Genomic DNA, 25,731 nt, shown 5'->3' on the forward strand with positions numbered 1-25,731 from the left:
GTCTGATGTCCTTCCGTGTCCAGGTTCCGCATGCCGCGGGTGCTTGGGCTACGCTAGCCATCTCGACCGGATTTCCACATGTCATCGACTATCGTTCGCCCGGTGCTGCCGCGCACCCTCGTTCTCGCGCTTGCCGCAGCCGGTCTGCTCAGCCAGCCGGTACTCGCCGACAGCACGCCGCAAACACTGCCCTTTGCTCAGGACTGGTCGAACATCGGCCTCGTCGTCGGCAACGACGACTGGTCGGCCGTGCCGGGTGTCATCGGCTACCGCGGTGACGGGCTGACCGGCGCTACCGGTGCCGATCCGCAGACCCTCGTCGCCGATGGTGGCAGCACCCCGATCGACGTCAATGCCAACCAGACCAGTCCGGACACCTTCACCACCGGCGGTGTGACCGAATTTCACCTGGCTGATCCGGTGCTCGCGCTGACCGGTTCCGGCACGGCCGATGCGCCCTTCCTGCTGCTGTCTCTCGACACCACCGGCCGCAGCGGCATCACGGTGCGTTACGACCTGCGCGACCTCGACGGTTCGACCGACAACGCGGTCCAGCCGGTGGCGCTGCAGTACCGCGTCGGCAACAGCGGCAGCTTCGTCAATGTGCCGGCCGCCTTCGTCGCCGATGCGACCGAAGGTCCGTCGCTGGCCGGCAAGGTGACGCCGGTGTCGGTGACGCTGCCGGCTGCGGCCGACAACCAGCCGCTGCTGCAGCTGCGCATCATCACGACGAACGCCGTGGGCAACGACGAATGGGTGGGCATCGACAACATCGTGGTCGATGGTGGCAACGGTGACGGCGTCAATCAGCCCATCGTCACCAGTTGCCCCGCGCTCAGCCTGCAGGCGGGCGAGGGCGGCAGCGTGAATGTGTCGGCCAGCGACGCCGACAGCACGGTCAATGCGTTGAGCCTGAACGGCAGCCTGCCGGACGGCATCACGCTCGGCGCGCTGACGCCCGCCGCCGGCGACGGCGCCAGCGCGTCGGCCAGCGTCACCGTCGCCGCGGGTACCGCCGCCGGCAGCTACGTCATCGGCCTGCGTTTCTCCAATGACGATGCACAGAGCGCCGACTGCACGGTCGACATCACCGTCGCCACAGCCGCGGCGATCACGCCGATTCCGGCCATCCAGGGCAGCGGCAACGCCAGTCCGCTGAACGGCCAGACGGTCACCACCGAGGGCGTCGTCACCGCCGTGTTCCCCGGCCTGTCCGGCTACTACCTGCAGGACGAAGCGGGTGATGGTGACGTCGCCACCTCGGACGGCATCTTCGTCTACGCGCCGGGCAATACCGCCCAGGTCGGTCAGCGGCTGCGCCTGAGCGCCGGCGTGACCGAGTTCAATACGGTGACCGAACTGGTGTCGCCGACCGCCGTCCAGGTGCTGGGCAGCGGCGTCAGCGTGCAGCCGACCGACGTCGTGCTGCCGGAAGCGTTCGACGGCGAGCTGGAGCGCTACGAAGGCATGCTGGTGCGCATCGCGTCGCCGCTCACCGTGTCGCAGAACTACTTCCAGGGGCGCTACGGCCAGGTGACGCTGTCCGCCGACGGGCGTCTGGAGATTCCGACCAACCGCCACGTCGCCGGCAGCGCCGAAGCGCTTGCGCTGCGTGACGCCAATGCACGCCGCCGCATCGTGCTCGACGACGGTTCGACTGCGCAGAATCCGAACCCGATTCCCTTCATCGGCGCCGATGACACGCTGCGCGCCGGCGATACGGTGCAGCTGCTGACCGGCGTGATCGACCACGGCCTGATCACCGCTGCCGGCGACGGCCCGCGCGACTACAAGATCCACCCCACCGTCGCCCCGGTGTTCGAGCGCAGCAACCCGCGTACCGCCGCACCGGCGCCGGTCGGCGGCAACGTGAAGGTGGCCAGCTTCAACGTGCTGAACTACTTCACGACGGTCGATCAGGCCGGCGCGTCGTGCTTCCCGTCTGGTACGCGCAGCGACTGCCGCGGCGCCGACAGCGCGCTCGAATTCTCGCGCCAGCAGGCCAAGATCGTCGCCGCACTGCGCGCCATCGACGCCGACGTGGTGGGTCTGATCGAGATCGAGAACAATGGCCAGACCGCGGTGAACAATCTGGTGTCGGCGCTGAACGCAGCCTACGGCGCCAATGTGTACGCCGCAGTCGGCGTGCCGGTCGGCGGCAGCGGCGGCGATGCCATCCGCCAGGCGATGATCTACAAGCCGGCGCGCGTGACGACAGTGGGCGCGGCGATCAGCGATACCGCCGCCATCCACAACCGTCCGCCGCTGGCGCAGACCTTCGCCGCCATCAATGGCGAACGCTTCAGCGTCGTCGTCAATCACTTCAAGTCGAAGTCCTGCGGCGATGCAGCCGGCGTCGAGGCGGACCAGGGCGACGGTCAGGGCTGCTGGAACCCGCTGCGCGTGCAGCAGGCCGCTGCGCTGAACGCCTTCGTGCAGCAACTGACGACGAGCAGTGGCGCCGCCGACGTGCTGGTGATCGGCGACCTGAACGCCTACGGGAAGGAAGACCCGGTCAATGCGCTGACTGCGGCAGGCATGGTAAATCTGGCCGCCGGCATCGATCTGGCCTACAGCTACACCTTCGACGGCGAGAGCGGTGCGCTCGACCACGCGCTGGCCACGCCTGCGCTGGCGGCGAAGACCAGCGGCATCGCGCACTGGCACATCAACACCGACGAGCCCTTCGTCATCGACTACAACACCGAGTTCAAGCCGCAGGACCTGTACGCGCCGCACGCCTACCGGTCGTCGGATCACGACCCGGTGGTGATCGGGCTGTCGCTGCAGAGGAAGATTGCCGGCACGGCCGGTCGTGACCGCCTGAACGGCAGTGCCGGCGACGACGTGATCACCGGTGGCGCTGGCGCGGACACGCTGACCGGTGGTGCCGGTGCGGACACCTTCGTCTATCAGTCGATGCGCGACGCGGCCGACCTCATCACCGACTTCGCGCCGGCGCAGGACGTGCTGGATCTGCGCGCGTTGCTGGCCAGCCTGGGCATCGTCGGCGATCCGCAGCAGTCCGGCCATCTGCGCCTCGTTGCGAACGCGGCTGGCACGCTGGTGCAGATCGACAGTGACGGCTTTGCCGGCGCCGGTCTGCCGCGCACGCTGGTCACGCTGAGCGGTGTGCAGCCCGGCCAGCTGAGCGGCCAGAACTTCGCCTACTGAGTCCTTTCCCGAATACCCGCCGGAGACACACCATGAAAACCCACGCCCTCGTGCGCAACCTGATCGCGGCCGGCCTCGTGCTGGTGAGCGGTGCCGCCAGCGCAGCCGCCTTTTCGGATGGCTTCGAAGGCGACCTGAACGGCTGGTCCACTGCCGGCGACGTGTCCAACCAGGGTGGCTACATCCTGACCACCGCCTCGCTGACCGAGGTGGACGACGATCCGCTGCCGGCCGGCGTATTCAATTTCTCCGGCATCACTGCGGTCGAGGTCGGCGTCGCCGACGGGCTGGAAAGCCGCATCGGTCTCGCTCCCGGGGCTCTCGATACTGCCGACGGCTTCGCCTACGAAGGTTCGGCGATGTGGCGCGAACTGACGGTGAGCGCCGGCGATACGCTGCGTTTCGACTGGCTGTTCGCCACCTCCGAGCCCTATGTCGATCCGCTGCCGGATTACGCTTTCCTGCTGGTCGGCGATCAGGTCATCCGCATCGCCGACGAGTCGGACGCGCCCTTCCCGCCGACCACGCCTCTCCGTCGCGAGAGCAACCTGTCGACCTTCGAATACGTGTTCACGCAGTCCGGTGCGGTCCGCCTCGGTTTCGGCATCGTCGATGTCGGCGACTACACGGCGACCAGCGCACTGGCGATCGACAACCTGAGCGTCACGCCGGTACCCGAGCCGTCGGGCTGGGCGCTGCTGCTCGGCGGTCTTGGTGTCATCGTCGCCAGCGCCCGCCGGCGCGTCTGAGCTCAGGCGCCGCGCGTCATCTTCCAGGCCGCTGCACCGATCACCACCAGCAGCACGGTGGCCCAGCCGAGGCGATCGATGTAGCGGTGCAGCGTCGCCTCCATTTTTTCGCCGCCCCAGGCCATCAACCCGGCCACCAGGAAGAAGCGCGCGCCACGGCCGATGATGGAGGCCAGCGTGAAAGGCAGCAGCGCCATCGAGATGGCGCCAGCGGCGATGGTGAATACCTTGTACGGAATCGGCGAGAAGCCGGCGACGAAAATGGCCCAGAAGCCCCAGTCGCCGAACCACTGCTGCGCGGTTTCGTAGCTGGCCCAGTAGCGGCTGTCGCGCAGCCATGGCTCGATCAGGTCGAAGGCGAAGGCGCCGATCAGGTAGCCGAACAGGCCGCCAGCCACAGAGGTGAGTGTGGTGATCAGCGCGTAGAACATCGCGCGCCGTGGCGCCGCCATGCTCATCGGCGCCAGCATCACGTCGGGCGGGATCGGAAAGAAGGACGACTCGGCGAAGCTCATCGCGCCGAGGAACCAGGGCGCGCGACGGTGGCGCGCCCACTGCATGGCGCGCGTGTACAGCGGAGAGAAGATGTTCACGCGGACGATTCCGTGTAAGGATCGGGCGCCATGATACCGGCGCCCGGCGGGCGGCCGCCGTGCATCCGCCTCAGGCGGCCTGCGCTTCCAGCGTGCGCCGCATGCGGCGGCCGTGCCACAGGCGCAACGCGAACAGCGTGGCCAGCACGAACGCGTACGCGATGGGTTCGGTCAGGTCCTTCTTCACCAGCCACCAGTAGTGCGCGACACCGAGCACACCGACCGCGTAGACGGCGCGGTGCAGGCGCTGCCAGCTGCGGCCGCCGAGGCGACGGATCATGCCGTTGGTCGAGGTGATCGCCAGCGGCAGCATGAGCACGAAGGCGGCGAAGCCCAGCGTGACGAAGGGGCGCTTGGCGATGTCCGCGACGATGCCCGGCCAGTCGAAGAACTGGTCCAGCCAGACATAGGTCGTGAGGTGAAGGCAGCCGTAGAAGAAGGCGTACAGGCCCAGCGTGCGGCGCAGTCGCACCAGCCAGTGCCAGCCGGTGAGCTGGCGCAGCGGCGTCACCGCCAGCGTGAGCAGCAGCAGGCGCAGTGTCCAGTCGCCGGTGGCGCGCGTGATGTACTCGATCGGATTGGCGCCCAGCGCGTCGCGCAGACCGCCCGCGACCAGCAGCGCGAGCGGCAGCAGGCAGGCCGCCCAGACCGCGCGCCAGATCCAGGCGAACTGCACACGGTCGGGGCTGAAGGCGCGCTCGCGCATCGTCAGAAGTGCTTCTTCAGATCCATGCCGGCGTACAGCGACGCCACCTGCTCGCCGTAGCCGTTGAACATGAGCGTTTTGCGCTTGGTGAATTCGCCGATGCGCCGCTCGCGTGCCTGGCTCCAGCGCGGGTGATCGACCTCCGGATTCACGTTCGAATAGAAGCCGTACTCGCGCGCGGCGGCGCGGGTCCAGGAACTGACCGGCTCCTTGTCGGTAAAGCGGATCTTCACGATCGATTTCGCGCTCTTGAAGCCGTACTTCCATGGTACGACCAGGCGCATCGGCGCGCCGTTCTGGTTCGGCAGCACCTCGCCGTACAGGCCGACCGCCAGCAGCGTCAGCGGGTGCATGGCTTCGTCGATGCGCAGGCCCTCGACATAGGGCCAGTCGAGCACGGCGCTGCGCACGCCGGGCATGGTTTTCGGATCGGCCAGCGTGGTGAACTCGACGTATTTCGCGCCGCCGAGCGGCTCGACCTGTTTCAGCAGCGCCGACAGCGGCAGACCGACCCAGGGCACCACCATGGACCACGCCTCGACGCAGCGCAGCCGGTAGATGCGCTCTTCCAGCGGCGCCAGCTTCAGCACGTCCTCGATCGCCAGCGTCTTCGGCTTCTGCACCATGCCGTCGATGCTCACCGTCCAAGGTCGGGTCGACATGCGGTGCGCGTTGCGCGACGGGTCGCTCTTGTCGGTGCCGAACTCGTAGAAATTGCAGTAGCTGGTGATGTCCTTGTAGTCGTTCAGCTTCTCGTCGGTCGACAGCGGGCTTTTCAGCAGCGGTCCGAGCGACTGACCGCCGTAGCCGGCGGCGCGCGCCTCGCCCGGCAGGCCGGCGCCGATCAGCGCGGCGCCGACACCCAGACCGGCAGCGCGGATGAAGTCGCGCCGGCTGTCGAACAGCGCGCGCGGGGTGATTTCCGACGGCACGATGTCCGTCTGGCGTTTGATCAGCATGGGTACACTCCTGGCTTCATGTCTGTGCAGACCGTGTCAGGTCGCCAGACCTTACCGAAGACCGCAAATGAGCAGAAAGATTTTCGACGCGCTGCACGCGGCGCTGGTGTGCGCCGACCCCGACGAGAAGTGTGCGCAGGTGGCGAGCCTGTGGCGCGACTGGCAGGCCGGCGGCGCCTTCGACCGGGCGGCCGCCCCGCCGCATGCGATCGACGACGCGGGCCGGCCGACCAGGCCCGAACTGGTCGAACCGTCGGCCCTGCGCTCGCGCCGCATCGGCAGCCGCGAGGGTCACGGCGCGATGATTCACGCCATCTGCCACATCGAATTCACCGCCATCAATCTGGCGCTCGATGCCGCCTGGCGCTTCCGCGATCTGCCGGACGACTTTCTGGGCGACTGGCTGCGCGTCGCCGCCGACGAGGCGCGCCACTTCGGTCTGCTGCGTACCCACCTGCGCACGCTGGGCTACGACTACGGCGACTTTCCGGCGCACGCCGGTCTGTGGGACATGGCGCGCCGCACCGCGCATGATGCGCTGGTGCGCATGGCGCTGGTGCCGCGCGTGCTCGAGGCGCGCGGGCTGGACGCCACGCCGCCCATCATGGCCAAGCTGCGCGCGATCGGCGATCAGGCGGCGCTGGACATCCTGGACATCGTGCTGAGCGACGAGATCACCCACGTGGCGGTCGGTGACCGCTGGTTCCGTCACCTGTGCGCGCAGCGCGGGCTGGCGCCGGAGGCGACCTTCCTGCACCTTTTCAACGCGTTCGATGCGCCGCGGCTGCAGCCGCCGGTCAACGAAAAAGCCCGCCTGGAGGCGGGCTTTTCCGAGAGCGAGATCGAAACGCTGGCGAATCAGCGCAGGCCGGCTGCGTAGTCGGCCACCGCCTTGATTTCGGCGTCGGTCATCTTCACCGCGATCATGCGCATCATCTTGGCCGGATCGTTGGCGCGTTCGCCGACGCGGAAGGTCTTCAGCTGCGCTTCGGTGTAGTCGGCATGCTGACCGGCGATGCGCGGGTACTGCGCCGGCAGGCCGGCGCCAGCCGGGCCGTGACAGCCGGCACAGGCGGGCAAGCCCTTGCTCTGGTCGCCACCGCGCCACAGCTTCTGACCCAGTTCGATGCTTTCACGCGAGCCCTTGGCTTCGCCGCCGGTCGGCTTCTGGCTGGCGTAGTAGGCGGCGAGGTTGCGCATGTCCTGATCGGACAGGCCGGCCACCATGCCGGCCATCACGCCATTGACGCGCTCGGCCGGCTTGCCGTCCTTGGCCTTGAAGTTCATCAGCTGCTTGTACAGGTATTCCGGGTGCTGGCCAGCGAGCTTCGGATTGGCCGGGATGGCGCTGTTGCCATCGGCGCCATGACAGGCTGCACACACCTGGGTGGCAATGGTCTTGCCCGCGGCTGCGTCGGCCTTCGGGGCTGCTTTTTCTTCGGAGGCCAGCGCGCTGGCCGAAACGAGGGTCAGGGACAGGGCGAAACCAAGAGCGGTGAGGTGGCGCATGACTTTCCTTGAGCGGTGATGCCGGGCAAAGGTCCGGGAAAATTTCGGTGATACGCTAAACTCCTCATTTTACCGTGTTTTCCCGGGCGCGCATTGCGCGATTCTGATTTGTCCTCTCTCTTCCGCGGCGCCTCCTTCCATATCTCCGTTGCCAAGCCATCCGGCCTGCCAGCGCCCATCGGCCCGGAGATCGCTTTCGCCGGGCGTTCGAACGCCGGCAAATCCAGTGCGATCAACACGCTGGTCGGTCACACGCGACTGGCCTTCGTCAGCAAGACGCCGGGCCGCACCCAGCTGATCAATTACTTCAAGCTGGTCAAGGGCGGCTTCCTGGTCGATCTGCCGGGCTATGGCTTCGCCCAGGTGCCGGTCGAGGTGCGTCGCGCCTGGGCGGGGCTGATCGAGCGCTATCTGAAGGAGCGCGAGAGCCTGGTCGGGCTGGTGCTCATCATGGATTCGCGTCACCCGCTGACCGAACTCGACTGGAACATGATCCAGTGGTTCTCGCAGAGCGGAAAGCCGATGCACGTGCTGCTCACCAAGGCCGACAAGCTCACGCGCAGCGCACAGGCGGCCACGCTGGCCGATGTGCGTCGCCAGCTTTCGGGCATGGGTGAGCAAGTGACGGTGCAACTGTTCTCCAGCCTGAAGAAGACCGGCGTAGACGAGGTCGAGCAGGTGGTCGCGCCCTGGCTGAGCGCGGCACTGCCACCGCCGGACACGTCCGCGGCCTGAAAAAAGAAAAAGCCCACGGCTAAAGGGGATGAAGCCGTGGGCTCGAAACGCCTCGCACGCAAGGCACCCGCTCAGGGAGGTGAAGCGGGTGACGGCTCGCACCGTCGCACGCTCTGACCGGGGGCGCTTTTTCAAAGTTCCGTTCTCTTCGTGCGCGAATTGAAGTGGCGACGGAGCGAGCGGGAGGGCGCCGCGTACTATCATCGCGGCTTCCGTTTTCGCAGGTCCAGACGATGTCCTCTTCCGCCAGCCACTTCCCCTCGACCCGCATGCGCCGCATGCGCCGCGACGACTTTTCGCGCCGCCTGATGCGCGAGAACCGCCTCAGCGCCGACGACCTCATCTACCCGGTGTTCGTGCTCGACGGGCCGAGCCGCAGCGAGGCGGTGGCGTCGATGCCGGGCGTCAATCGGGTCAGCATCGATCTGCTGCTCGGCGTGGCCGAACAGGCGGTGGCGCTGGGCGTGCCGGCGCTGGCGCTGTTCCCGGTCATCGATGCCGGCCTGAAGACCGACGACGCGGCCGAAGCGTGGAACCCGGAAGGTCTGGTGCCGCGTACCGTGCGTGCGCTGAAGCAGCGCTTTCCCGAACTGGGCGTGATCACCGACGTCGCGCTCGACCCCTACACATCGCACGGTCAGGACGGTCTGATCGATGCCTCCGGCTACGTCATGAACGACGAAACGCTGGAGGCGCTGGCGAAACAGGCGCTGTGCCACGCCCAGGCTGGCGCAGACGTGGTGGCGCCGTCCGACATGATGGACGGCCGGGTCGGCCGCATCCGCTTCGAGCTGGATGCGCATCAGTTGATCCACACCCGCATCCTCGCCTACTCGGCGAAGTACGCCTCGGCCTTCTACGGCCCGTTCCGTGACGCGGTCGGCTCGGCCGGCAACCTCGGCAAGGGCAACAAATACACCTACCAGATGGACCCGGCGAACAGCGACGAGGCGATCCGCGAAGTCGCGCTCGACATCGCCGAGGGTGCGGACATGGTGATGGTGAAACCGGGCATGCCCTACCTCGACATCGTGCGCCGGGTGAAGGGCGAACTGGGGGTGCCCACCTACGCCTATCAGGTGAGCGGCGAGTACGCGATGCTGAAGGCGGCGGTGGCCAATGGCTGGCTGGATGAGCGCGCCACCGCGATGGAAGCGCTGCTCGCCTTCAAGCGCGCCGGCGCCGACGGCATCCTCACCTATTACGCGCTGGACGCGGCGCGCTGGTTGCAGGAGTGACGGATCTTTCTAGATGGATGAGCACGGCCGTGGACACGAACACGATCGGCGGTCGAACAGTTTCCGTACGTCGGGTTTGAAGGTCCTGGTCAGCATGGGGGCAGCGCATCGGAGACCAGCGACCGCCCGCGAATAATGGGGTGATTTCTGTCGCGCTGATGTCTATGCTTCGCGAGTACTGCTCTTTGCTCGACGAAGTTCACGGGAGGACACCTCATGCTCCAGTTCATAGGATTGCACAGATCGCGCCTAAGCCGTCTGACCGCCATCGCCGGAGCACTCCTGGTCCTGCCTGCCTCAGCTCTTGGGGCGAATGTTGTCATCGATTTCGACGATAAGGGCACGTTCCAGACTTCGAACTGGAAGAAGGATGGGGTCGAGATCACGGGTTCCAGTGCCGTCCAGTTTCTCGATCTGAATGGAATCGGCGTAGTCGGCGGTGAGGACTACACACTGGACCCCGGAGAGTCGCTGACATTCTCATTTGCCGCACCGGTCGCGTTCGTCAGATTGAATGCTTCTGCAATCGGTAATCTCGGGGGCATTCGGTTTCACTCAGCTGTTGTACATGCATTCAATTCTGACGGAGCGGTGATCGGTACCGCCGTGAATGTGGAACCCTTCCCGAGTGTGGTGATTACCGGTCTGTTTGCGTCCGCTCCTCTTTCGTCGTTCTCGGTTCTCGCAACCGCGGACAGCTATCGTTTCTCAAGCGTGGAGTTCGCATATGCAGCGGCTGTACCGGAGCCGAAGCCGGCGACGCTTGTTCTGTGCGGGCTGCTTACGGTATGCGGGTGGGCGTGGCTCAGCAGGGGCCGAAGCGCAGACGTGGTGTAGAGGGGCTGTTCGCAGGGAATCCGGCCGATATTGCATCGGGCCGTTTCATTCGTCAGCGGTTCATGATCCAGCGCATTCGATGCAGCTGTAGCGCCGACGTAAGTCGCACGTCTACGTAGGAGTGATGGGCAGCACTACGGCTGATCCACACGGTGCGCATGCCCAGCTGCTTAGCGGTGCGCAGATTGGCCGCCGTGTCCTCGACCATGATGCAGCGTGCGGGCGTGAGCCGGTAGTCGCGCAGCAGGTGCAGGAAGCCCTTCAGCCGCGGCTTCGGCGCATAGCGCGAGTGCTCGATCGCGTGGATGCCGTCGAACAGCGTGCTCATGCCCATTACGTCGAGCACCGCTTCGGCGTAGTGCAGTGGGCCGTTGGTGAACACGATCTTGCGGCCGGGTAGGCGGCGCAGCACGTGCAGCAGCGCGCGGTCGAACACGATGCCCGGGCGCAGTGCCTCGACGTCGTGCGTACCGTGCAGGAAGTGTGCGGGACGGGTGCCGTGGTGCCGCATCAGGCCGAGCAGCGTGGCGCCGTAGCGATGCCAGTAGTGCTCGCGCAGATGGTCGGCCTCGGCGTGCGCCAGCCCCAGCTCCGTCATCAACCATGCGGTCATCGCCCGGTTCAGATGCGGAAAGACGTGCGGGTTGGCGTCGTGCAGCGTGTTGTCCAGATCGAAGATCCAGACCGGCTGCCTATCCGTGTCCAGGCGTCGCGCGTGAATCGGGTCAGGGCTGATGTCTTACGCCTTCCGGGGGACGGGCCGGGCGACGCCCGGCCCAGGGGGCGGGTTCACTTGCTCTTGATCAGCGTGCCGACGCCGTCGTCGGTCAGCACTTCGAGCAGCAGCGCGTTCGGCACGCGGCCGTCGATGATGTGCACGCTTTTCACGCCGCTGCGGGCGGCGTCCAGCGCCGAGCCGATCTTCGGCAGCATGCCGCCGGACAGCGTGCCGTCGGCAATCATCGCGTCGACGTCGCGCGGCGTAATGCCGGTCAGCAGATTGCCCTCCTTGTCCAGCACGCCCGGCGTGTTGGTGAGCAGCACGAGCTTTTCCGCCTTCAGGATTTCGGCCAGCTTGCCGGCGACCACGTCGGCGTTGATGTTATAGCTCTCGCCGTCCGGGCCGACGCCGATCGGCGCGATGACCGGGATGAAGTCGCCGCTGTCGAGGAAGTTGATGATGGTCGGGTCGATCGACACGATGTCGCCGACCAAGCCGATGTCGAGCATTTCGTCCGGCTTGTCCTTGTTCGGCATCATCAGCTTGGTGGCGCGGATGAAGGAGCCGTCCTGACCGGTCAGGCCCACGGCCTTGCCGCCGGCCTGGTTGATCAGGTTCACGATGTCCTTGTTCACGTGACCGCCGAGCACCATCTCGACGATGTCCATCGTTTCTTCGTCGGTGACGCGCATGCCCTGGATGAAGGTGCCCTGCTTGCCGACGCGCTTGAGCAGGTCGTCGATCTGCGGGCCGCCGCCGTGCACCACCACCGGGTTCATGCCGACCAGCTTGAGCAAGGTCACGTCGCGCGCGAAGCCCAGCTTCAGCGCGGGGTCGGTCATCGCGTTGCCGCCGTATTTCACGACGATGGTGCGGTCCTGGAAACGGCGGATGTAGGGCAGCGCCTCGGACAGCACCGCGGCCTTGGCGTGCGGCGTGATACCGGAGGTGAGGTCAGAGGTCAGGGGCATTTTCCGGGCTCGGGCGAGGTGTAAGGATGAGGCCGGATTCTAGCCTTGCACCGCACAAACAAAAAGCGGACACCGGCAGGGTGTCCGCTTTTGCCGGGGTACAAACGGCTTACTGGATGGTGAGCTTCTTCGAGGCGGCGACAACCTTCTTCGGCAGTGTCAGTTCCAGCACGCCGTCGGCGAAACGGGCCTGGGCCCGGGCTTCGTCGATGTCCTGGCCGAGCTGGAAGCTGCGCGACACCTTGCCGTAGTGGCGCTCGGAACGCAGCACACGCTCGCCTTCCTTGTTCTCCACCGTGCGCTTCTTTTCGGCGCTGATCGACACTACCGCCCCTTCGATGTTCACGTGGATGTCGTCCTTGGCCACGCCCGGCAGGTCGGCGTGCACGGTGTAGGCGTCCTTGTCTTCCTTCACGTCGACCTTGAGTGCCGGCACGTCGGGGTTGTTGGCGAGATCGACCGGCTGCAGCACGAGGCCGCGAAAGTCCTTGAACAGGTTTTCAAAAGGATCCCAGCGGGTCACTTGATTCATCGTTTCGTCCTTTCCATGTCGGGTGCGGGTATCCGCGTACACCCAAACTAGGGTTGGAAAAAACCGATTTCAAGACCGCCTGTTCAGGCGCTTGCGCTGGGTCAACATCCGGATCGCATCGCGGTTGGTCCACGAAAACACCGCATCGAGCGCCTCGCGCCAGGGCAGCCAGCGCCAGTCGCGGTGCTCGTCCGGCGCCAGCTGGATCGGTGTGTCGCGCGGCACGCAGAGGCTGAAGGCGTGCTCGGTGTTATGGGTGACGCCGGGCGGATAGCGATGGCGCCAGATCGGATAGATTTCGAAGCGGCTGCTGTGATGCCAGCGGTCGAAAGCTTCGGCTGGTGCGACGATGCCGGTCTCTTCCTCGACTTCACGTTGCGCCGCCCGTTCCGGCGTTTCGCCGGACTCAATGCTGCCGGTCACCGACTGCCAGTAGCCCGGGTGCTTCGCCCGCTCGATCAGCAGGATGTCGCCGTCGTCGCTGTGGATCAGCACCAGGACCGACTGCGGCCGCTTCATGCGCTGGCCATAAAGGGGCGGGCACGCGTGTGCGGCTGGTCGATCAGCACCCAGAACGGCGTGCCGCGGCCGCGCCACTCGTCGGCGGCGTCGTTCAGCACGGCGACCAGCGCGTCGAAATCGTCCTTGCAGCGCTCGACCGGCTTGGCGCAGTTGCTCAGATGCAGCAGGTAGCCGCGGCTTTCCGGCAACCACGACAGGTCGCCGAGGCAGTCGCCGAGCGCGTCGAGGTTGTGGCCGAAAGTGTCGGGAAAGCCCATCGTTTCGGCGAACAGCTGCAGCAGCGACGCCTGGTCGCGAGTGTCTTTCAGGTCGAGGCCGATCAGCAGCAGGCCGGCCGGCTCGGCAAAGCGTGCTGCGCGCGCGGCGGCGGTCGGCTGGGCGGAGAACACGCCGCTGCGGGCGGCGTCGCCGAGGCGGGCCTGCATTGAATCAGGGGGCAGTGCGGACATCGTTCATTCCTTGATGCGGCGGAAGCTCCGGTAGTGATCCGCCGTGTACCAGTATTCGCCCGAATTGCGCACGTCGCCGTCGACGCCGCTGCCAGCGACGATGCGACGGGCGCCGCGGTGGTTCAGGCCGGGCGTGGGCACCGTGTATTCGCGGTAATAGCCGCGCTTCTGCATCGGCAGACGGCGTTCGCGATTGTGGAACACGACGCCGTCACGGTTGTACGGGAAAGGCCCGCCCTGGCGGATCAGCGCCAGCGTCTGCGCCGCTTCCGGCGGCAGTTGCGCCAGCTCCACCTCGGGCGAGGCGAAGCCGGTCAGCAACAGCCACAGGGCCAGGATCGGCGCCAGCAGTGGCGCCGGGAGCCGGCGAGGCGGGCGGGTCATCACGGCCTCAGGCGCCGGCGTCGGCCTTCGGCGTGTTGCGCAGCTTGATGTGCAGCTCGCGCAGCTGGCGCTCGTCCACCGGGCTCGGTGCCTGGGTCAGCAGACACTGGGCGCGCTGGGTCTTGGGGAAGGCGATCACGTCGCGGATCGACTCGGCGCCGGTCATCATCGTGACAATGCGGTCCAGACCGAAAGCCAGACCGCCGTGCGGCGGCGCGCCGTACTTCAGCGCGTCGAGCAGGAAGCCGAACTTGAGCTGCTGTTCTTCCGGACCGATGTTGAGCGCTTCGAACACGGTTTCCTGTACCGAGGCCTGGTGGATACGCACCGAACCGCCGCCGATTTCCCAGCCGTTCAGCGCCAGGTCGTAGGCCTTGGCCAGACACTTGCCCGGATCGGTCTTCAGCAGCGCGATGTGCTCGTCTTTCGGGCTGGTGAAGGGGTGGTGGCAGGCGTTCCAGCGCTTTTCGTCCTCGTCGTACTCGAACATCGGGAAGTCGACCACCCACAGAGGGCGCCAGGCCTCACCGGTGACATAGCCCTTCTCGTGACCGATCTTCAGGCGCAGCGCGCCGAGCGCGTCGGACACCACCTTGGCCTTGTCGGAACCGAAGAAGATCACGTCGCCGCTCTGCGCACCGGTGCGCGCCATGATGGCGGCCAGCGACTCGGGGCTCAGGTTCTTCACGATGGGCGACTGCAGGCCTTCTTCGTTCAGCTTGCTGACGTCATTGACCTTGATGTAGGCCAGGCCCTTGGCGCCGTAGATCTTGACGAATTCGGTGTAGCCGTCGATTTCGCCGCGCGACAGCGAGGCCCCGCCGGGCACGCGCAGCGCAGTGACGCGGCAGGCCGGGTCGTTGGCCGGGCCGGAGAACACCTTGAAGGCGACCTCCTTGACCGCGTCGGCGACGTCCACCAGCTCCAGCGTCACGCGCAGATCCGGCTTGTCCGAACCGAAGCGGCTCATCGCCTCGGCGTAGGTCATGCGCGGGAAGGGCGCGGGCAGGTCGACCGACAGCGCTTCCTTGAAGACATAGCGGATCATGTCTTCCATCATCGCGGTGATTTCGTGCTCGGTCAGGAAGCTGGTTTCGATATCGACCTGGGTGAATTCCGGCTGGCGGTCGGCGCGCAGATCCTCGTCACGGAAGCACTTGGTGATCTGGTAGTAGCGGTCGTAGCCGGCCACCATCAACAGCTGCTTGAAAAGCTGCGGCGACTGCGGCAGCGCGAAGAACTGGCCGTCGTGCACGCGGCTGGGCACCAGATAGTCACGCGCGCCTTCCGGCGTGCTCTTGGTGAGCATCGGCGTTTCGATGTCGATGAAGCCCTGGCCGTCGAGGAAGCGGCGGAAAGCCATCGCCGTCTTGTAGCGCAGCATCATGTTCTTCTGCATCGCCGGGCGGCGCAGATCGATCACGCGGTGGGTCAGGCGCACGGTTTCCGACAGATTGTCGTCGTCCAGCGGGAAGGGCGGCGTGACCGAGGCGTTCAGCACCTCCACCTCGTGTGCCAGCACTTCGATCTCGCCCGACACCAGATTGGCGTTGGTCGTGCCTTCCGGGCGACGGCGCACGCGACCGGTCACCTTCAGGCAGAACTCGTTGCGCACCGACTCGGCCACCTTGAAGGTTTCCGCGCGGTCCGGGTCACACACCACCTGCACCAGACCTTCGCGGTCGCGCAGGTCGATGAAGATGACCCCGCCGTGGTCGCGGCGACGGTGTGCCCAGCCGAACAGGGTGACGGTCTGGTCGAGGTAGCCCGCGTCGAGCAGGCCGCAGTATTGCGTGCGCATGGTGTGATTCCGGGAAAGTGCGGGGTCGGAAAACCCCGGTTCAGTTGTCGAGTGCGGGCACGACGGCCGCATGCGGTTTCGGTTTTCTGGCCGGCGGGACGACGCCCATCGACACGATGTACTTGAGTGCTTCGTCCACCGTCATGTCGAGCTCGATCACGTCGCTGCGCGGCAGCATCAGGAAGAAGCCCGAGGTCGGGTTGGGCGTGGTCGGCACGTAGACGCTGACGTGGTCGGGCAGGTGATTGACCACGTCCCCGCCCGGCTGACCGGTCAGGAAGGCGATGGTCCAGCTGCCCTCGCGCGGGTACTGGACCAGCAGCGCCTTGCGGAAGGCTTCGCCGGAGCTGGAGAACAGCGTGTCCGACACCTGCTTCACGCCGTTGTAGATCGACTTCACGACCGGGATGCGCGACAGCAGCCCTTCCCAGTAACGCAGCAGGCGCTGGCCGATGATGTTGTGGCCGATGACGCCGCTGACCACGATGATGAGCACGGTCAGGATGACGCCCAGGCCCGGCACGTCGAAGCCGAACAGCTGGGCCGGTCGCCACTGCCAGGGCACCAGCAGCATGGTCTGGTCCAGCGTGCCCAGTATCCAGGCCAGCACCCAGATTGTGATGGCCAGCGGAATCCAGATCAGCAGACCGGTGATGAAGTAACGCTTCATCAATGGCAGGCGCAGGAGCCGCCACAGGGCGTCGAGGGCGCGGCAGCACTGTCGCCTGACGAGGAGGATGCCGTCGATGCGGACGTGTCCGCCTTCGGCGTCGTTGTGCTGTTGCCCGAGCCGCCGCCCTTGAAGTCGGTGGCGTACCAGCCACTGCCCTTGAGCTGGAAGCCGGCTGCGGACAGTTGCTTGGTGAAGGTCGATGCGCCGCAGGACGGGCAATCGGTCAGCGGCGCGGCGCTGATCTTCTGCATCACGTCCTTTTCAAAACCGCAGGACGAGCAGCGGTAACCGTAGATCGGCATGTCGAGCTCCAGAAAACGCGAAATTATAGACTAAGGCATTGTTGCACATGCACATTTCGCGCCAGGAAATCGCCGGCCCCCCACGTGGCGGGAGCGGGTGCGCGAAACGGACGCTGCGCTTCGGAAATGGGGCGCCCATTCTGGGGATTCAAGCCCCGGCAGATGCCTACATCAGCCCCAGATAGGTGCGGTTGATCGTGGCGCCGAAGAACAGCGCGATCACGCCGGCGGCGGCCAGATAGGGCCCGAACGGAATCGGCACGTCGCGGCCGTGCGAACGCAGCACGATCAGTGCGATGCCGACCACGGCGCCGACCAGCGACGACAGCAGGATGATCACGGGCAGCATCTGCCAGCCGAGAAAAGCACCCAGCGCGGACAGCAGCTTGAAGTCGCCGTAGCCCATGCCCTCCTTGCCGGTGGCCAGCTTGAACGCCCAGTAAACGCTCCACAGCACCAGATAGCCGGCAATGGCACCGACGACGGCCGACTGCAGATCGGTGAAGCCGCCGACCAGATTGAGCAGCAGTCCGGCCCAGATCAGCGGCAGCGTAATGCTGTCCGGCAGCAACTGTGTATCGAGGTCGATGAAGGTGAGCGCGATCAGCGCCCATACGAGGGCCAGTGCGCCGATGAGCAGCAGTGTCGGTCCGAATGTCCAGGCACAGGCCAGGCTCAGCAGCCCGGTCAGCAGTTCGACCAGCGGATAGCGGACACCGATGCCGGTGCCGCAGCCTCGGCACCGGCCGCGCAGCAGCAGCCAGGACAGCACCGGGATGTTTTCCAGCGCGCCGATCCTGTGGCCGCACTTGGGACAGTGCGAGCGCGGCGCCAGCAGCGACAGCGCGTCGAACACCGGCGCCGGCTCGTTGCGCAGATCGGCGCACTGTGCCGCCCACTCCCGCTCCATCATGATCGGCAGGCGATGGATCACCACGTTCAGGAAGCTGCCGACGGCCAGACCGAGCAGGCCGACCAGCGGCAGCAGCAGGCCGCTCCCGGCCAGCGATTCAAGTCCGCTCACGATTCCGCTGTCAGACCGACTGGGCGACCTTGAAGATCGGGAGGTACATGGCGACCACCAGACCGCCGATCAGCGTGCCGAGCACCACCATGATGATGGGTTCGAGCAGGCTGGACAGCGCGTCGACCGAATCGTCGACCTCCTGTTCGAAGAAGTCGGCCACCTTGGACAGCATCGAATCGAGCTGGCCGGACTCCTCACCGATGGACGCCATCTGGATCACCATGACCGGAAACACATTGGTGTTCTGCATCGCGACGGTCAGACTGGTGCCGGTGCTGACCTCGTTCTGGATCTGCCGCGTGGCCATCTTGTAGATATGGTTGCCGGCCGCGCCGCCCACCGAATCGAGTGCCTCGACCAGCGGCACGCCGGCGGCGAACATCGTTGACAAGGTGCGCGCCCAGCGCGCGATCGTGGCTTTGCGCAGAATCTCGCCGAGGACAGGCAGTTTGAGCGACAGGCGGTCGACGGCGATCTGCAGGGGGACCGATCGCTTCAGCATGTAGAAGAATGCGCTGATTGCCGCGAAGGCCCCGCCGAAGATCAGCCAAGAGTACTCGACGAAGGCGTCCGATATCGCGATGACGAACAACGTCGGCGCCGGCAGATCAGCACCGAAGCTCGAGAACACCTTCTTGAACTCCGGAATGACGAAAATCATGATCACCGCGGTGATCACGATGGCGACCACGATGACCGCGATCGGATAGAACATCGCCGACTTGATCTTGCCCTTGATCGCCAGGATCTTTTCGCGATACGTGGCGAGGCGATCGAGCAGGCCGTCAAGAATACCGGCCTGCTCACCTGCGGCAACGAGGTTGCAGAACAGCTGGTCGAAGTGCTGCGGATACTTGCGGAAAGCCTGGTTCAGGCTGGAGCCGGACTCGACTTCGAGCCGGATGTCGCCCAGCAGCTTCGATACCGCCCGGTTGCCGGCGCCCTTGCCGACGATGTCGAAGGCCTGCAGCAGCGGCACACCGGCCTTCATCATCGTCGCCAGTTGCCGGGTGAACAGCGTGATGTCCTTTTCGGTCACCTTGCCGCCGCGGCCGAAGCTGCGCTTCTTGACCTTGGTGACCAGGATGCCCTGGCGACGCAGCGTGGCCTGGACCATGGCTTCGCCGCCGGCGCGCATCTCCCCGCGCACCAGCTTGCCGCTCTTGTCCTTGCCTTCCCAGTTGAAGACCGTTTCCTTGGAACCGCTGTCCTTGCGTACGGGGCGGGTTGCGGTGGCCAAATCAAGCTCCTTGCGGGGTAAGTCCGCTCATGCGGCGACACCGCGCGCGGCGTCGCTCATTCGTTGGTGCAGGCGAGCACTTCAGCCAGCGAAGTGACGCCCTGCCTGACCTTCAGCAGACCGGACTGGCGCAGGTCCTTGACGCCCTCGCGGCGTGCCTGCGCGGCAATGTCGATCGAATTGCCGTTGGTCATGATGATATGCGCAATCTCGTCGGAGATCGGCATCACCTGATAGATGCCGACCCGACCCTTGTAGCCGCTGCCCTTGCAGCGCTCGCAGCCGACCGGTGCATAGGGTTGCCAGCTGCCGTCGAGGTCCGCTTCGGTGAATCCGGCCTCCAGCAGCGCTTCAACCGGAATGTCCATCGGCTGCTTGCAGGAGCATAGCCGGCGCGCCAGCCGCTGGGCAGTGATCAAAATGACGCTGGACGCAATGTTGAAGGCGGCGATGCCCATGTTGCGCATGCGATCCAGCGTGGTCGGGGCGTCGTTGGTGTGCAGCGTCGACAGCACCAGGTGACCGGTCTGCGCCGCCTTGATCGAAATTTCGGCCGTTTCGAGGTCGCGGATTTCACCGACCATGATCACGTCCGGATCCTGCCGCAGGAAGGACTTCAGTGCGGCGGCGAAGGTGAGGCCGGCCTTGTCGTTGACATTGACCTGGTTGATGCCCGGCAGGTTGATTTCGGCCGGATCTTCGGCGGTCGAGATGTTCACGCCGGGCTTGTTCAGGATGTTCAGACAGGTGTACAGCGACACCGTCTTGCCGGAACCGGTCGGACCGGTCACCAGGATCATGCCGTAGGGGCGCTCGATCGCATGCATCAGCGAGGCGCGCTGCTCGGGCTCATAACCGAGCGCGTCGATGCCCAGCATGGCCGAACTCGGGTCGAGGATACGCATGACGATCTTCTCGCCGTGCAGGGTCGGCAGCGTGCTGACGCGGAAGTCGATCGCCTTGGTCTTGGACAGCACGAATTTCATCCGGCCGTCCTGCGGCACCCGCTTCTCCGAAATGTCCAGCCGGGAAATGACCTTGATGCGCGACGCGATCTTCTCGCGCAGCACCAGCGGAGGCTGGGTGATCTCGCGCAGTACGCCGTCGGTACGGTAGCGGATGCGGTAGTACTTCTCGTAGGGTTCGAAGTGGACGTCGGAGGCGCCTTCGTTGATCGCGTCGAGCAGAATCTTCTGGATGAAGCGCACCACCGGTGCGTCGTCGATCTCGACCTGGGCGTCGTTGCTGGCGGCGGCGTCTTCCTCAGGCGCCATTTCACCGTCGAAATCGAAGTCGACCGAAGCGATCGATTCCAAAGCCTTCTCAACGGTTTCCGACAGCTTGTCGACGAGTGTGGCGAGCTTGTCGGTCTCGACGACGACCGGGTCCACGGCCAGACCGGTCTGGAAGCGAATCTCGTCGATGGCACGCAGGTTCGACGGATCGGCGATCGCCACCGCCAGCCGGTTGCCGCGTTTCTTCAGCGCCAGCACGCGGTGGGTGCGCATCAGCTTCTTGTCGATCGCGTCCGCCGGGAACTGGTCCGGGTCGTACTGCGCGAGGTCCAGCAGCGGATAGCCGAAGGTTTCCGAGGCGAAGGCGGCTGCGTCGCGTGCGCTCATCTTGCCGCTGGCGACCAGTTGCGCGATGAAACCGTGGCCGGACTGCGCGCCCTCACGCGTCAGGCTCTCTGCTTCGGTCTCGGTCAGCCGCCCGCTCTGCGCCAGCGCGCGGGCAAGACCCGACAGTGCATTCTTAGCGGTGGCGGCCATGGCGCATTAGGGGGAATCTGCGAGCGGTGTTGAAGTGTCGTCTTCGATGATGACGATTCAGGCTTGATCTGTAAACGGTTTGTGGCCGGCGTATCTTGAGTGCCTGCTCAGGCTGCGTCTTGTGGTTTGAACAGACGCACACTGCGCACCATGCGGTCCTCGGTGTGCAGGATTTCCATCGCGACAGTGCCGATCCGCACCGACAGACCGGATTCCGGAATGTCCTGCAGGTGTTCGAGCAGCAGCCCGTTCAAGGTCTTCGGCCCGTCCAGTGGCAGGGCCAGCCCGAGTTTGCCGTTCAGCTCGCGCAGACTGCGTCCGCCGTCGACGATGACGCTGTTGTCGCCGTTCCAGCTCAGCGACTGTCCGCTGCCCGGTACGCCGGTGGTGAACTTGCCGACGATTTCCTCAATGATGTCTTCCAGCGTGACCAGCCCTTCGACCTCGCCGTATTCGTTCACGACCAGCGCTAGGCGTTGCCTGTTCTCCTGGAAGAACTGCAGCTGGCTGTATAGCGGTGTCGCCGACGGCACGAAGTAGGGCCGGGTCAGCAGGCCGCGGATTTCGTCCTGATCCAGTTCGCCGGCCGACAGCGCGCTGACCACACGCCGCTGCGGCAGCACGCCGAGCACGCGGTCGAGGTCGCCTTCGAACACCGGCACGCGGCCGTGATGACTGGTTGCGATCTGATGCTGGATCACGTCCAGCGGCTGCTCCAGATCAATTGCCTCGATCTGGTTGCGCGGCGTCATGACGTCCTCGACCGTGACGTCCTCCAGTTCGAACAGATTGATCAGGATGCGCCGGTGGGCGGCCGGGATGAAGTGACCGGATTCCGTCATCAGCGCGCGCAGTTCCTCCGCCGACAACGTCTGCCCCTCGTCCGTGTTGCCCGGCTGCAGCCGCGTGATGCGCAGCAGCGCCGACACGAACAGGTTCACCGTCCACACCACCGGATAGAACACCTTGAGCAGCGGCGTCAGCACGAAGGCCACCACCGGCGCGATCGCGTTCGCGTAGCCTGCGCCCACGACCTTCGGCGTAATTTCCGAGAACACGAGGATCATGAAGGTGATCAGCAGCGTGCCCAGTCCCAGCGCCAGTTCGCCCTCGCCGAACAGGTCGATCGCGATGACGCCGGTCAGCGTCGCGGCGGCGGCATTGACCAGGTTGTTGAACAGCAGGATCACGCCGAGCAGCTTGTCCGTTTGCCCCAGCAGGTCGAGGGCGCGCTGCGCGCCGCGCGAGCCGCTCTGGGCAGCCGCCTTCAGGCGGAAGCGGTTGGAGGCCATCATCGCCGTCTCGGCCATCGAGAAGAAGCCGGACAGCACGAGCAGCACACCCAGCACGATCAGCTGGGTGGAAAGTGGGATCGAATCCATCGGTCAGGCGCGGCCGAGCACGACCTCGAGCACGAATTGCGTACCTATATAGGCGAGCAGCAGGACGAAGAAGCCGCCGAGCGTCCATCGCAGCGCCAGCCGTCCCCGCCAGCCGCGGAAGTGCCGTCCGACCAGCAGCGTGCCGAAAACCACCCATGCAAGGATGGCGAACACTGTCTTGTGGCTGAAGGCGAGCGGCTTGCCGAACACCTGTTCCGAGAAGGCGATGCCGGTAATGAGCGTGGCGCTCAGCAGCACGAACGCGATCGTGATCAGGCGGAACAGCAGGCCTTCCATCACCAGCAGCGGCGGCATGTTCTCCAGCAGACGGATCAGGCGACCGCGGTGCAGATTGCGCTCGACCGCCGACATCAGCATCGCGTGCAGTGCCGCCAGCGTGAACAGGCTGTATGCCGTCATCGCCATCACGAAGTGGGCGCGGAACAGCAGGTTGTCGGCGTTGCCGATGTCGTGCCGGCCGGGCCAGATGACCGGCACCGCGGCGCACAGGGCTGCGGCCGGGAGGGCCAGCATGTGCAGACCGTCGAGTCGCGACGACAGGCTTTCTATCCAGTAGAACACCAGCGCCAGCCAGGTCATCACCGCCAGCGCGTCACCGGCGCCGAAGCGCATGCGGCCCTCCGGGAATATCTGCACCGACAGCACGGCGGCGTGCACCAGCAGTGCCGCGGCCAGTGCTGCCGGGCGCACGCCACCGGCAGCGGTGTGTGCGCCTGCCCGCGCCGGGCGCATGAACCAGAAGGCGAGCGCAGCGTAGAGGGCGGAAGGAAGCAGTTCGATTAGAATCATTGGCTTCAGTTTAACCCAAGGCGCACGCCGCTCTTTCATGCTGGATAACCTTACCCAACGGCTCGCCAAGGTCGTCAAGACGCTGCGCGGGCAGGCGCGACTGACCGACGAGAATATTTCGGACATGCTGCGCGAAGTGCGCATGGCGCTTCTTGAAGCCGACGTCGCGCTGCCGGTGGTGAAGGAACTGGTCACCCGCATCCGCGAGAAGGCGGTCGGTCAGGAGGTCGTCGGCTCGCTGACGCCGGGCCAGGCCCTGGTCGGCGTAGTGCACGACGAATTGGCGGCGCTGATGGGCGGCGCCACCGCCAGCCTCAACTTCGCGACGCAGCCGCCGGCCATCGTGCTGATGGCCGGTCTCCAGGGCGCCGGCAAGACCACCACGGTGGGCAAGCTGGCCAAATGGCTGAAGGAAACGCAGAAGAAGAAGGTGCTGACGGTGTCCTGCGACGTCTATCGTCCAGCCGCCATCGAACAGCTGCGTACCGTCACCGGCCAGGCCGGCGCCGAGTTCTTCCCGTCGACGCCGGACCAGAAGCCGGTCGACATCGCCCGCGCTGCCGTCGACTTCGCGAAGACGCGCTATTTCGACGTGCTGCTGGTCGATACCGCAGGCCGGCTGGCGATCGATCAGGCGATGATGGACGAGATCCGCGCGCTGCATCAGGCGCTCAACCCGATCGAAACGCTGTTCGTCGTCGACGCGATGTTGGGTCAGGACGCGGTCAATACCGCCAAGGCGTTCAAGGACGCGCTGCCGCTGACCGGCGTCGTGCTGACCAAGCTCGACGGCGATGCGCGCGGTGGCGCTGCGCTGTCGGTGCGCCACGTCACCGGCGCGCCGCTGAAGTTCGCCGGCGTCGGCGAAAAGCTGACCGGCCTGGAGGAGTTCCATCCGCAGCGCATGGCGTCGCGCATTCTCGGCATGGGCGACATCATGGGCCTGGTCGAGGAAGCGCGTCGCCAGGTCGACGAGGACCAGGCCAAGGAATTCGCGCAGAAGCTGAAGAGTGGCAAGGGCTTCGACCTGAACGACTTCAAGACGCAGATCGCGCAGATGCGCAAGATGGGCGGGCTGTCGGCGCTGATGGACAAGCTGCCGGCGCAGTTCGCCGGTGCCGCGCAGCAATTGCAGGGCGGGCAGGACGAAAAGGCCATCCGCCGCATCGAAGGCATCATCAACTCGATGACGCCGGCCGAGCGCACCAAGCCCGAACTGATCAAGGCCAACCGCAAGCGACGTATCGCGGCGGGTTCCGGTACCTCGGTGCAGGAGGTGAACCGCCTGCTGAACCAGTTCGAGCAGACGCAGAAGATGATGAAGCAGTTCTCCAAGGGCGGCATGCAGAAGCTGATGCGCGGCATGAAGGGCATGCTGCCCGGCATGCGCTGAGCCGCCGGCGATCCGATGGCGCGTCCGCTGGTCTGCGTGGTCGACGACGACGCCGCGATGAGACGGGCGCTGTGTCAGGCGCTGACCGGGATCGATGCGGACGTGCAGGGATTCTCCGGTGCCGGCGTGCTGCTGCAGGACCGCGAGGCGCTGGGGCGCGCCGCCTGCGTGCTGCTGAACGCGTCGCTGCGCGGCATCAGCGGACTCGACTTGCAGTCCAGCCTGCGCGTAGTCGGCAATCGCGCGCCGGTGATCTTCGTGTCCGGCCCCTGCGACGTGACCGTCGCCGTCCGTGCGCTGCGTGCTGGCGCACTCGATTTCATGCTGATGCCGATCGAAGCCGCGGTGCTGCGCTTGCGGGTCGCCGAGGCATTGGTCCGCGCGACCACGGCGGACGCGCGGCGCCAGCGCGTGCAGCAGGTCGCCGACGCGCTGGCGAGTCTCACTGCGCGGGAGCGCGAGGTGCTCGACCGTGTCGTGCGCGGCCTGTCGAACGCGGGTATCGCCGGTGAACTGGGCATCAGCGCGAAAACCGTGGAACAGCACCGGGCCCGCGTGATGGACAAGATGCGCGCCGCGTCGCTGGCCGATCTGGTTGCGCGCGTGACCGAATGGCGGGTGCTGTCGGAGCCGGCCTGATCAGGGATTGCTGGCCGAGGTCATGGCTGGCCATGACCAGTGGCGCTCCCAGGCGCCGCGCACCATGTTCGGATATTCCGCCTTGCCCAGGCTGCCGTTGTAGCGACCCAGCGCGCGGAAGAGGTTGCCCTTCTCGATGTCGAGATAGTGGCGGAGGATGGTGCAGCCGAAGCGCAGATTGGTGCGCAGATGGAAGAGGTTGCTTTCTTCGCTGCCGATCAGCTTCACCCAGAACGGCATCACCTGCATGTAGCCGCGGGCCCCAGCGCTGGAGACCGCGTACTTGCGGAAACCGCTCTCGACCTGGATCAAGCCGAGCACCAGTTGCGGGTCCAGGCCGGCGCGCGTGGCTTCGTAATGCACCGTCTTCAGGAATTCCATGCGCCCGGCCTCGTCCGGCATGCGCTTGGCGAGGCGTTCCGACATCGTGCCGAGCCACAACTGCTTCTGTGGCGATGAGAACGCCGGCAGGTCGGGGGCTGCGCGGTCGCTGATGGCCAGATGCAGCGCCGCGCGCACGCTGTCCGCCAGCGGCTCGTACTGCTGCGACGCGCGTGCGCCGCCGGCCACCAGGGCCAGCGTCAGCGCGAGGGCCGCAGCGAGCCGCTTCATC

General features: G+C 65.9%; 27 protein-coding genes. 8 read left to right on the forward strand and 19 right to left on the reverse strand.

Features of this window, described 5'->3' with window-relative positions; translation table 11 throughout:
* Positions 1-78: 78 nt before the first annotated feature.
* Both AC51BJ_RS11170 and AC51BJ_RS11175 read left to right on the forward strand, forming a co-directional pair.
* The gene (locus AC51BJ_RS11170; protein WP_496280258.1) at positions 79-3,174 is read left to right on the forward strand and encodes an ExeM/NucH family extracellular endonuclease; all 3,096 of its coding nucleotides are present in this window, start codon (positions 79-81) and stop codon (positions 3,172-3,174) included.
* A 32-nt stretch (positions 3,175-3,206) separates the two neighbouring features.
* Positions 3,207-3,923, forward strand: a complete 717-nt coding sequence (locus AC51BJ_RS11175) for a PEP-CTERM sorting domain-containing protein (RefSeq protein ID WP_496280259.1) — start codon at positions 3,207-3,209, stop codon at positions 3,921-3,923.
* A 2-nt stretch (positions 3,924-3,925) separates the two neighbouring features.
* Here the strand turns inward: AC51BJ_RS11175 and AC51BJ_RS11180 are convergent, their stop codons facing one another.
* From AC51BJ_RS11180 to msrP, 3 genes are all read right to left on the reverse strand, one after another.
* Positions 3,926-4,516, reverse strand: a complete 591-nt coding sequence (locus AC51BJ_RS11180) for a YqaA family protein (RefSeq protein ID WP_304004403.1) — start codon at positions 4,514-4,516, stop codon at positions 3,926-3,928.
* Between the two features lie 70 nt (positions 4,517-4,586).
* Entirely contained in the window at positions 4,587-5,222 is a 636-nt protein-coding gene (gene msrQ / locus AC51BJ_RS11185; protein WP_430435397.1) for a protein-methionine-sulfoxide reductase heme-binding subunit MsrQ, read from the reverse strand.
* 2 nt (positions 5,223-5,224) lie between these two features.
* Complete coding sequence (gene msrP / locus AC51BJ_RS11190; RefSeq protein ID WP_496280260.1) at positions 5,225-6,181, reverse strand: protein-methionine-sulfoxide reductase catalytic subunit MsrP; 957 nt, start codon at positions 6,179-6,181, stop codon at positions 5,225-5,227.
* A gap of 67 nt (positions 6,182-6,248) precedes the next feature.
* Here msrP and AC51BJ_RS11195 point away from each other — a divergent pair, with 67 nt between their 5' ends.
* Positions 6,249-7,061, forward strand: coding sequence for a ferritin-like domain-containing protein (locus AC51BJ_RS11195; RefSeq protein WP_430435395.1), 813 nt, complete (start codon positions 6,249-6,251; stop codon positions 7,059-7,061).
* Here AC51BJ_RS11195 and AC51BJ_RS11200 read toward each other — a convergent pair.
* On the reverse strand, positions 7,040-7,690 hold the full coding sequence (locus AC51BJ_RS11200) for a c-type cytochrome (RefSeq protein ID WP_430435394.1): 651 nt from the start codon (positions 7,688-7,690) through the stop codon (positions 7,040-7,042). The two genes, AC51BJ_RS11195 and AC51BJ_RS11200, sit on opposite strands and share 22 nt — an antisense overlap.
* A 108-nt stretch (positions 7,691-7,798) precedes the next feature.
* Here AC51BJ_RS11200 and yihA point away from each other — a divergent pair, with 108 nt between their 5' ends.
* The 3 genes from yihA (at position 7,799) to AC51BJ_RS11215 (ending at position 10,500) form a co-directional block, all read left to right on the forward strand.
* Complete coding sequence (gene yihA, locus AC51BJ_RS11205; protein WP_304004396.1) at positions 7,799-8,425, forward strand: ribosome biogenesis GTP-binding protein YihA/YsxC; 627 nt, start codon at positions 7,799-7,801, stop codon at positions 8,423-8,425.
* Positions 8,426-8,658: 233 nt separating this feature from the next.
* Positions 8,659-9,663, forward strand: coding sequence for a porphobilinogen synthase (hemB, locus tag AC51BJ_RS11210; RefSeq protein WP_496280261.1), 1,005 nt, complete (start codon positions 8,659-8,661; stop codon positions 9,661-9,663).
* A 216-nt stretch (positions 9,664-9,879) separates the two neighbouring features.
* A complete protein-coding gene (locus AC51BJ_RS11215) occupies positions 9,880-10,500 on the forward strand; it encodes a hypothetical protein (RefSeq protein WP_496280262.1) in 621 nt (206 codons plus the stop codon).
* A 52-nt stretch (positions 10,501-10,552) separates the two neighbouring features.
* On the opposite strand, the gene AC51BJ_RS11220 is transcribed toward AC51BJ_RS11215, so the two are convergent.
* The 14 genes from AC51BJ_RS11220 to AC51BJ_RS11285 all read right to left on the reverse strand — a co-directional run bounded on the left by AC51BJ_RS11220 (position 10,553) and on the right by AC51BJ_RS11285 (position 23,086).
* Positions 10,553-11,158 (reverse strand): HAD-IA family hydrolase, encoded by a 606-nt coding sequence (locus AC51BJ_RS11220; RefSeq protein ID WP_496280280.1) that lies wholly within the window; start codon positions 11,156-11,158, stop codon positions 10,553-10,555.
* 131 nt (positions 11,159-11,289) lie between these two features.
* On the reverse strand, positions 11,290-12,192 hold the full coding sequence (gene argB, locus AC51BJ_RS11225) for an acetylglutamate kinase (RefSeq protein WP_019916408.1): 903 nt from the start codon (positions 12,190-12,192) through the stop codon (positions 11,290-11,292).
* A gap of 109 nt (positions 12,193-12,301) precedes the next feature.
* Positions 12,302-12,724 (reverse strand): Hsp20/alpha crystallin family protein, encoded by a 423-nt coding sequence (locus tag AC51BJ_RS11230; RefSeq protein ID WP_430435390.1) that lies wholly within the window; start codon positions 12,722-12,724, stop codon positions 12,302-12,304.
* 69 nt (positions 12,725-12,793) lie between these two features.
* On the reverse strand, positions 12,794-13,243 hold the full coding sequence (gene nudB / locus AC51BJ_RS11235; RefSeq protein ID WP_496280263.1) for a dihydroneopterin triphosphate diphosphatase: 450 nt from the start codon (positions 13,241-13,243) through the stop codon (positions 12,794-12,796).
* Entirely contained in the window at positions 13,240-13,695 is a 456-nt protein-coding gene (locus AC51BJ_RS11240) for a barstar family protein (RefSeq protein WP_496280264.1), read from the reverse strand. The genes nudB and AC51BJ_RS11240 overlap by 4 nt, the downstream gene beginning before the upstream one ends.
* Positions 13,696-13,698: 3 nt before the next feature.
* Entirely contained in the window at positions 13,699-14,079 is a 381-nt protein-coding gene (locus AC51BJ_RS11245; protein WP_496280265.1) for a guanyl-specific ribonuclease, read from the reverse strand.
* Positions 14,080-14,086: 7 nt separating this feature from the next.
* Positions 14,087-15,880 carry an aspartate--tRNA ligase gene (gene aspS, locus AC51BJ_RS11250; protein ID WP_496280266.1) on the reverse strand — a complete coding sequence of 598 codons (1,794 nt, stop codon included), beginning with the start codon at positions 15,878-15,880 and terminating at the stop codon, positions 14,087-14,089.
* A 40-nt stretch (positions 15,881-15,920) separates the two neighbouring features.
* Positions 15,921-16,550, reverse strand: a complete 630-nt coding sequence (locus tag AC51BJ_RS11255; RefSeq protein ID WP_304004381.1) for a DUF502 domain-containing protein — start codon at positions 16,548-16,550, stop codon at positions 15,921-15,923.
* The gene (locus AC51BJ_RS11260) at positions 16,550-16,855 is read right to left on the reverse strand and encodes an FmdB family zinc ribbon protein (protein WP_430435385.1); all 306 of its coding nucleotides are present in this window, start codon (positions 16,853-16,855) and stop codon (positions 16,550-16,552) included. Before AC51BJ_RS11260 ends, AC51BJ_RS11255 begins: the two co-directional genes overlap by 1 nt.
* 166 nt (positions 16,856-17,021) lie before the next feature.
* Complete coding sequence (locus AC51BJ_RS11265; RefSeq protein WP_496280267.1) at positions 17,022-17,879, reverse strand: prepilin peptidase; 858 nt, start codon at positions 17,877-17,879, stop codon at positions 17,022-17,024.
* Between the two features lie 10 nt (positions 17,880-17,889).
* Positions 17,890-19,122, reverse strand: a complete 1,233-nt coding sequence (locus AC51BJ_RS11270; protein ID WP_020166135.1) for a type II secretion system F family protein — start codon at positions 19,120-19,122, stop codon at positions 17,890-17,892.
* A 56-nt stretch (positions 19,123-19,178) separates the two neighbouring features.
* Complete coding sequence (gene pilB / locus AC51BJ_RS11275) at positions 19,179-20,894, reverse strand: type IV-A pilus assembly ATPase PilB (protein WP_019916419.1); 1,716 nt, start codon at positions 20,892-20,894, stop codon at positions 19,179-19,181.
* A 107-nt stretch (positions 20,895-21,001) separates the two neighbouring features.
* A complete protein-coding gene (locus AC51BJ_RS11280; protein ID WP_496280268.1) occupies positions 21,002-22,276 on the reverse strand; it encodes an HlyC/CorC family transporter in 1,275 nt (424 codons plus the stop codon).
* A 3-nt stretch (positions 22,277-22,279) separates the two neighbouring features.
* Positions 22,280-23,086, reverse strand: a complete 807-nt coding sequence (locus AC51BJ_RS11285; RefSeq protein ID WP_019916422.1) for a cytochrome C assembly family protein — start codon at positions 23,084-23,086, stop codon at positions 22,280-22,282.
* Between the two features lie 37 nt (positions 23,087-23,123).
* Between AC51BJ_RS11285 and ffh the strand changes: the two genes are divergently transcribed.
* Together ffh and AC51BJ_RS11295 are read left to right on the forward strand one after the other, a co-directional pair.
* The gene (gene ffh, locus AC51BJ_RS11290) at positions 23,124-24,479 is read left to right on the forward strand and encodes a signal recognition particle protein (RefSeq protein ID WP_296813735.1); all 1,356 of its coding nucleotides are present in this window, start codon (positions 23,124-23,126) and stop codon (positions 24,477-24,479) included.
* Between the two features lie 15 nt (positions 24,480-24,494).
* The gene (locus AC51BJ_RS11295; RefSeq protein WP_496280269.1) at positions 24,495-25,118 is read left to right on the forward strand and encodes a response regulator transcription factor; all 624 of its coding nucleotides are present in this window, start codon (positions 24,495-24,497) and stop codon (positions 25,116-25,118) included.
* On the opposite strand, the gene AC51BJ_RS11300 is transcribed toward AC51BJ_RS11295, so the two are convergent.
* Positions 25,119-25,730, reverse strand: a complete 612-nt coding sequence (locus AC51BJ_RS11300) for a lytic transglycosylase domain-containing protein (protein ID WP_496280270.1) — start codon at positions 25,728-25,730, stop codon at positions 25,119-25,121.
* Position 25,731: the final 1 nt, after the last annotated feature.

This window comes from Methyloversatilis sp. S146-33 (assembly GCF_059552495.1).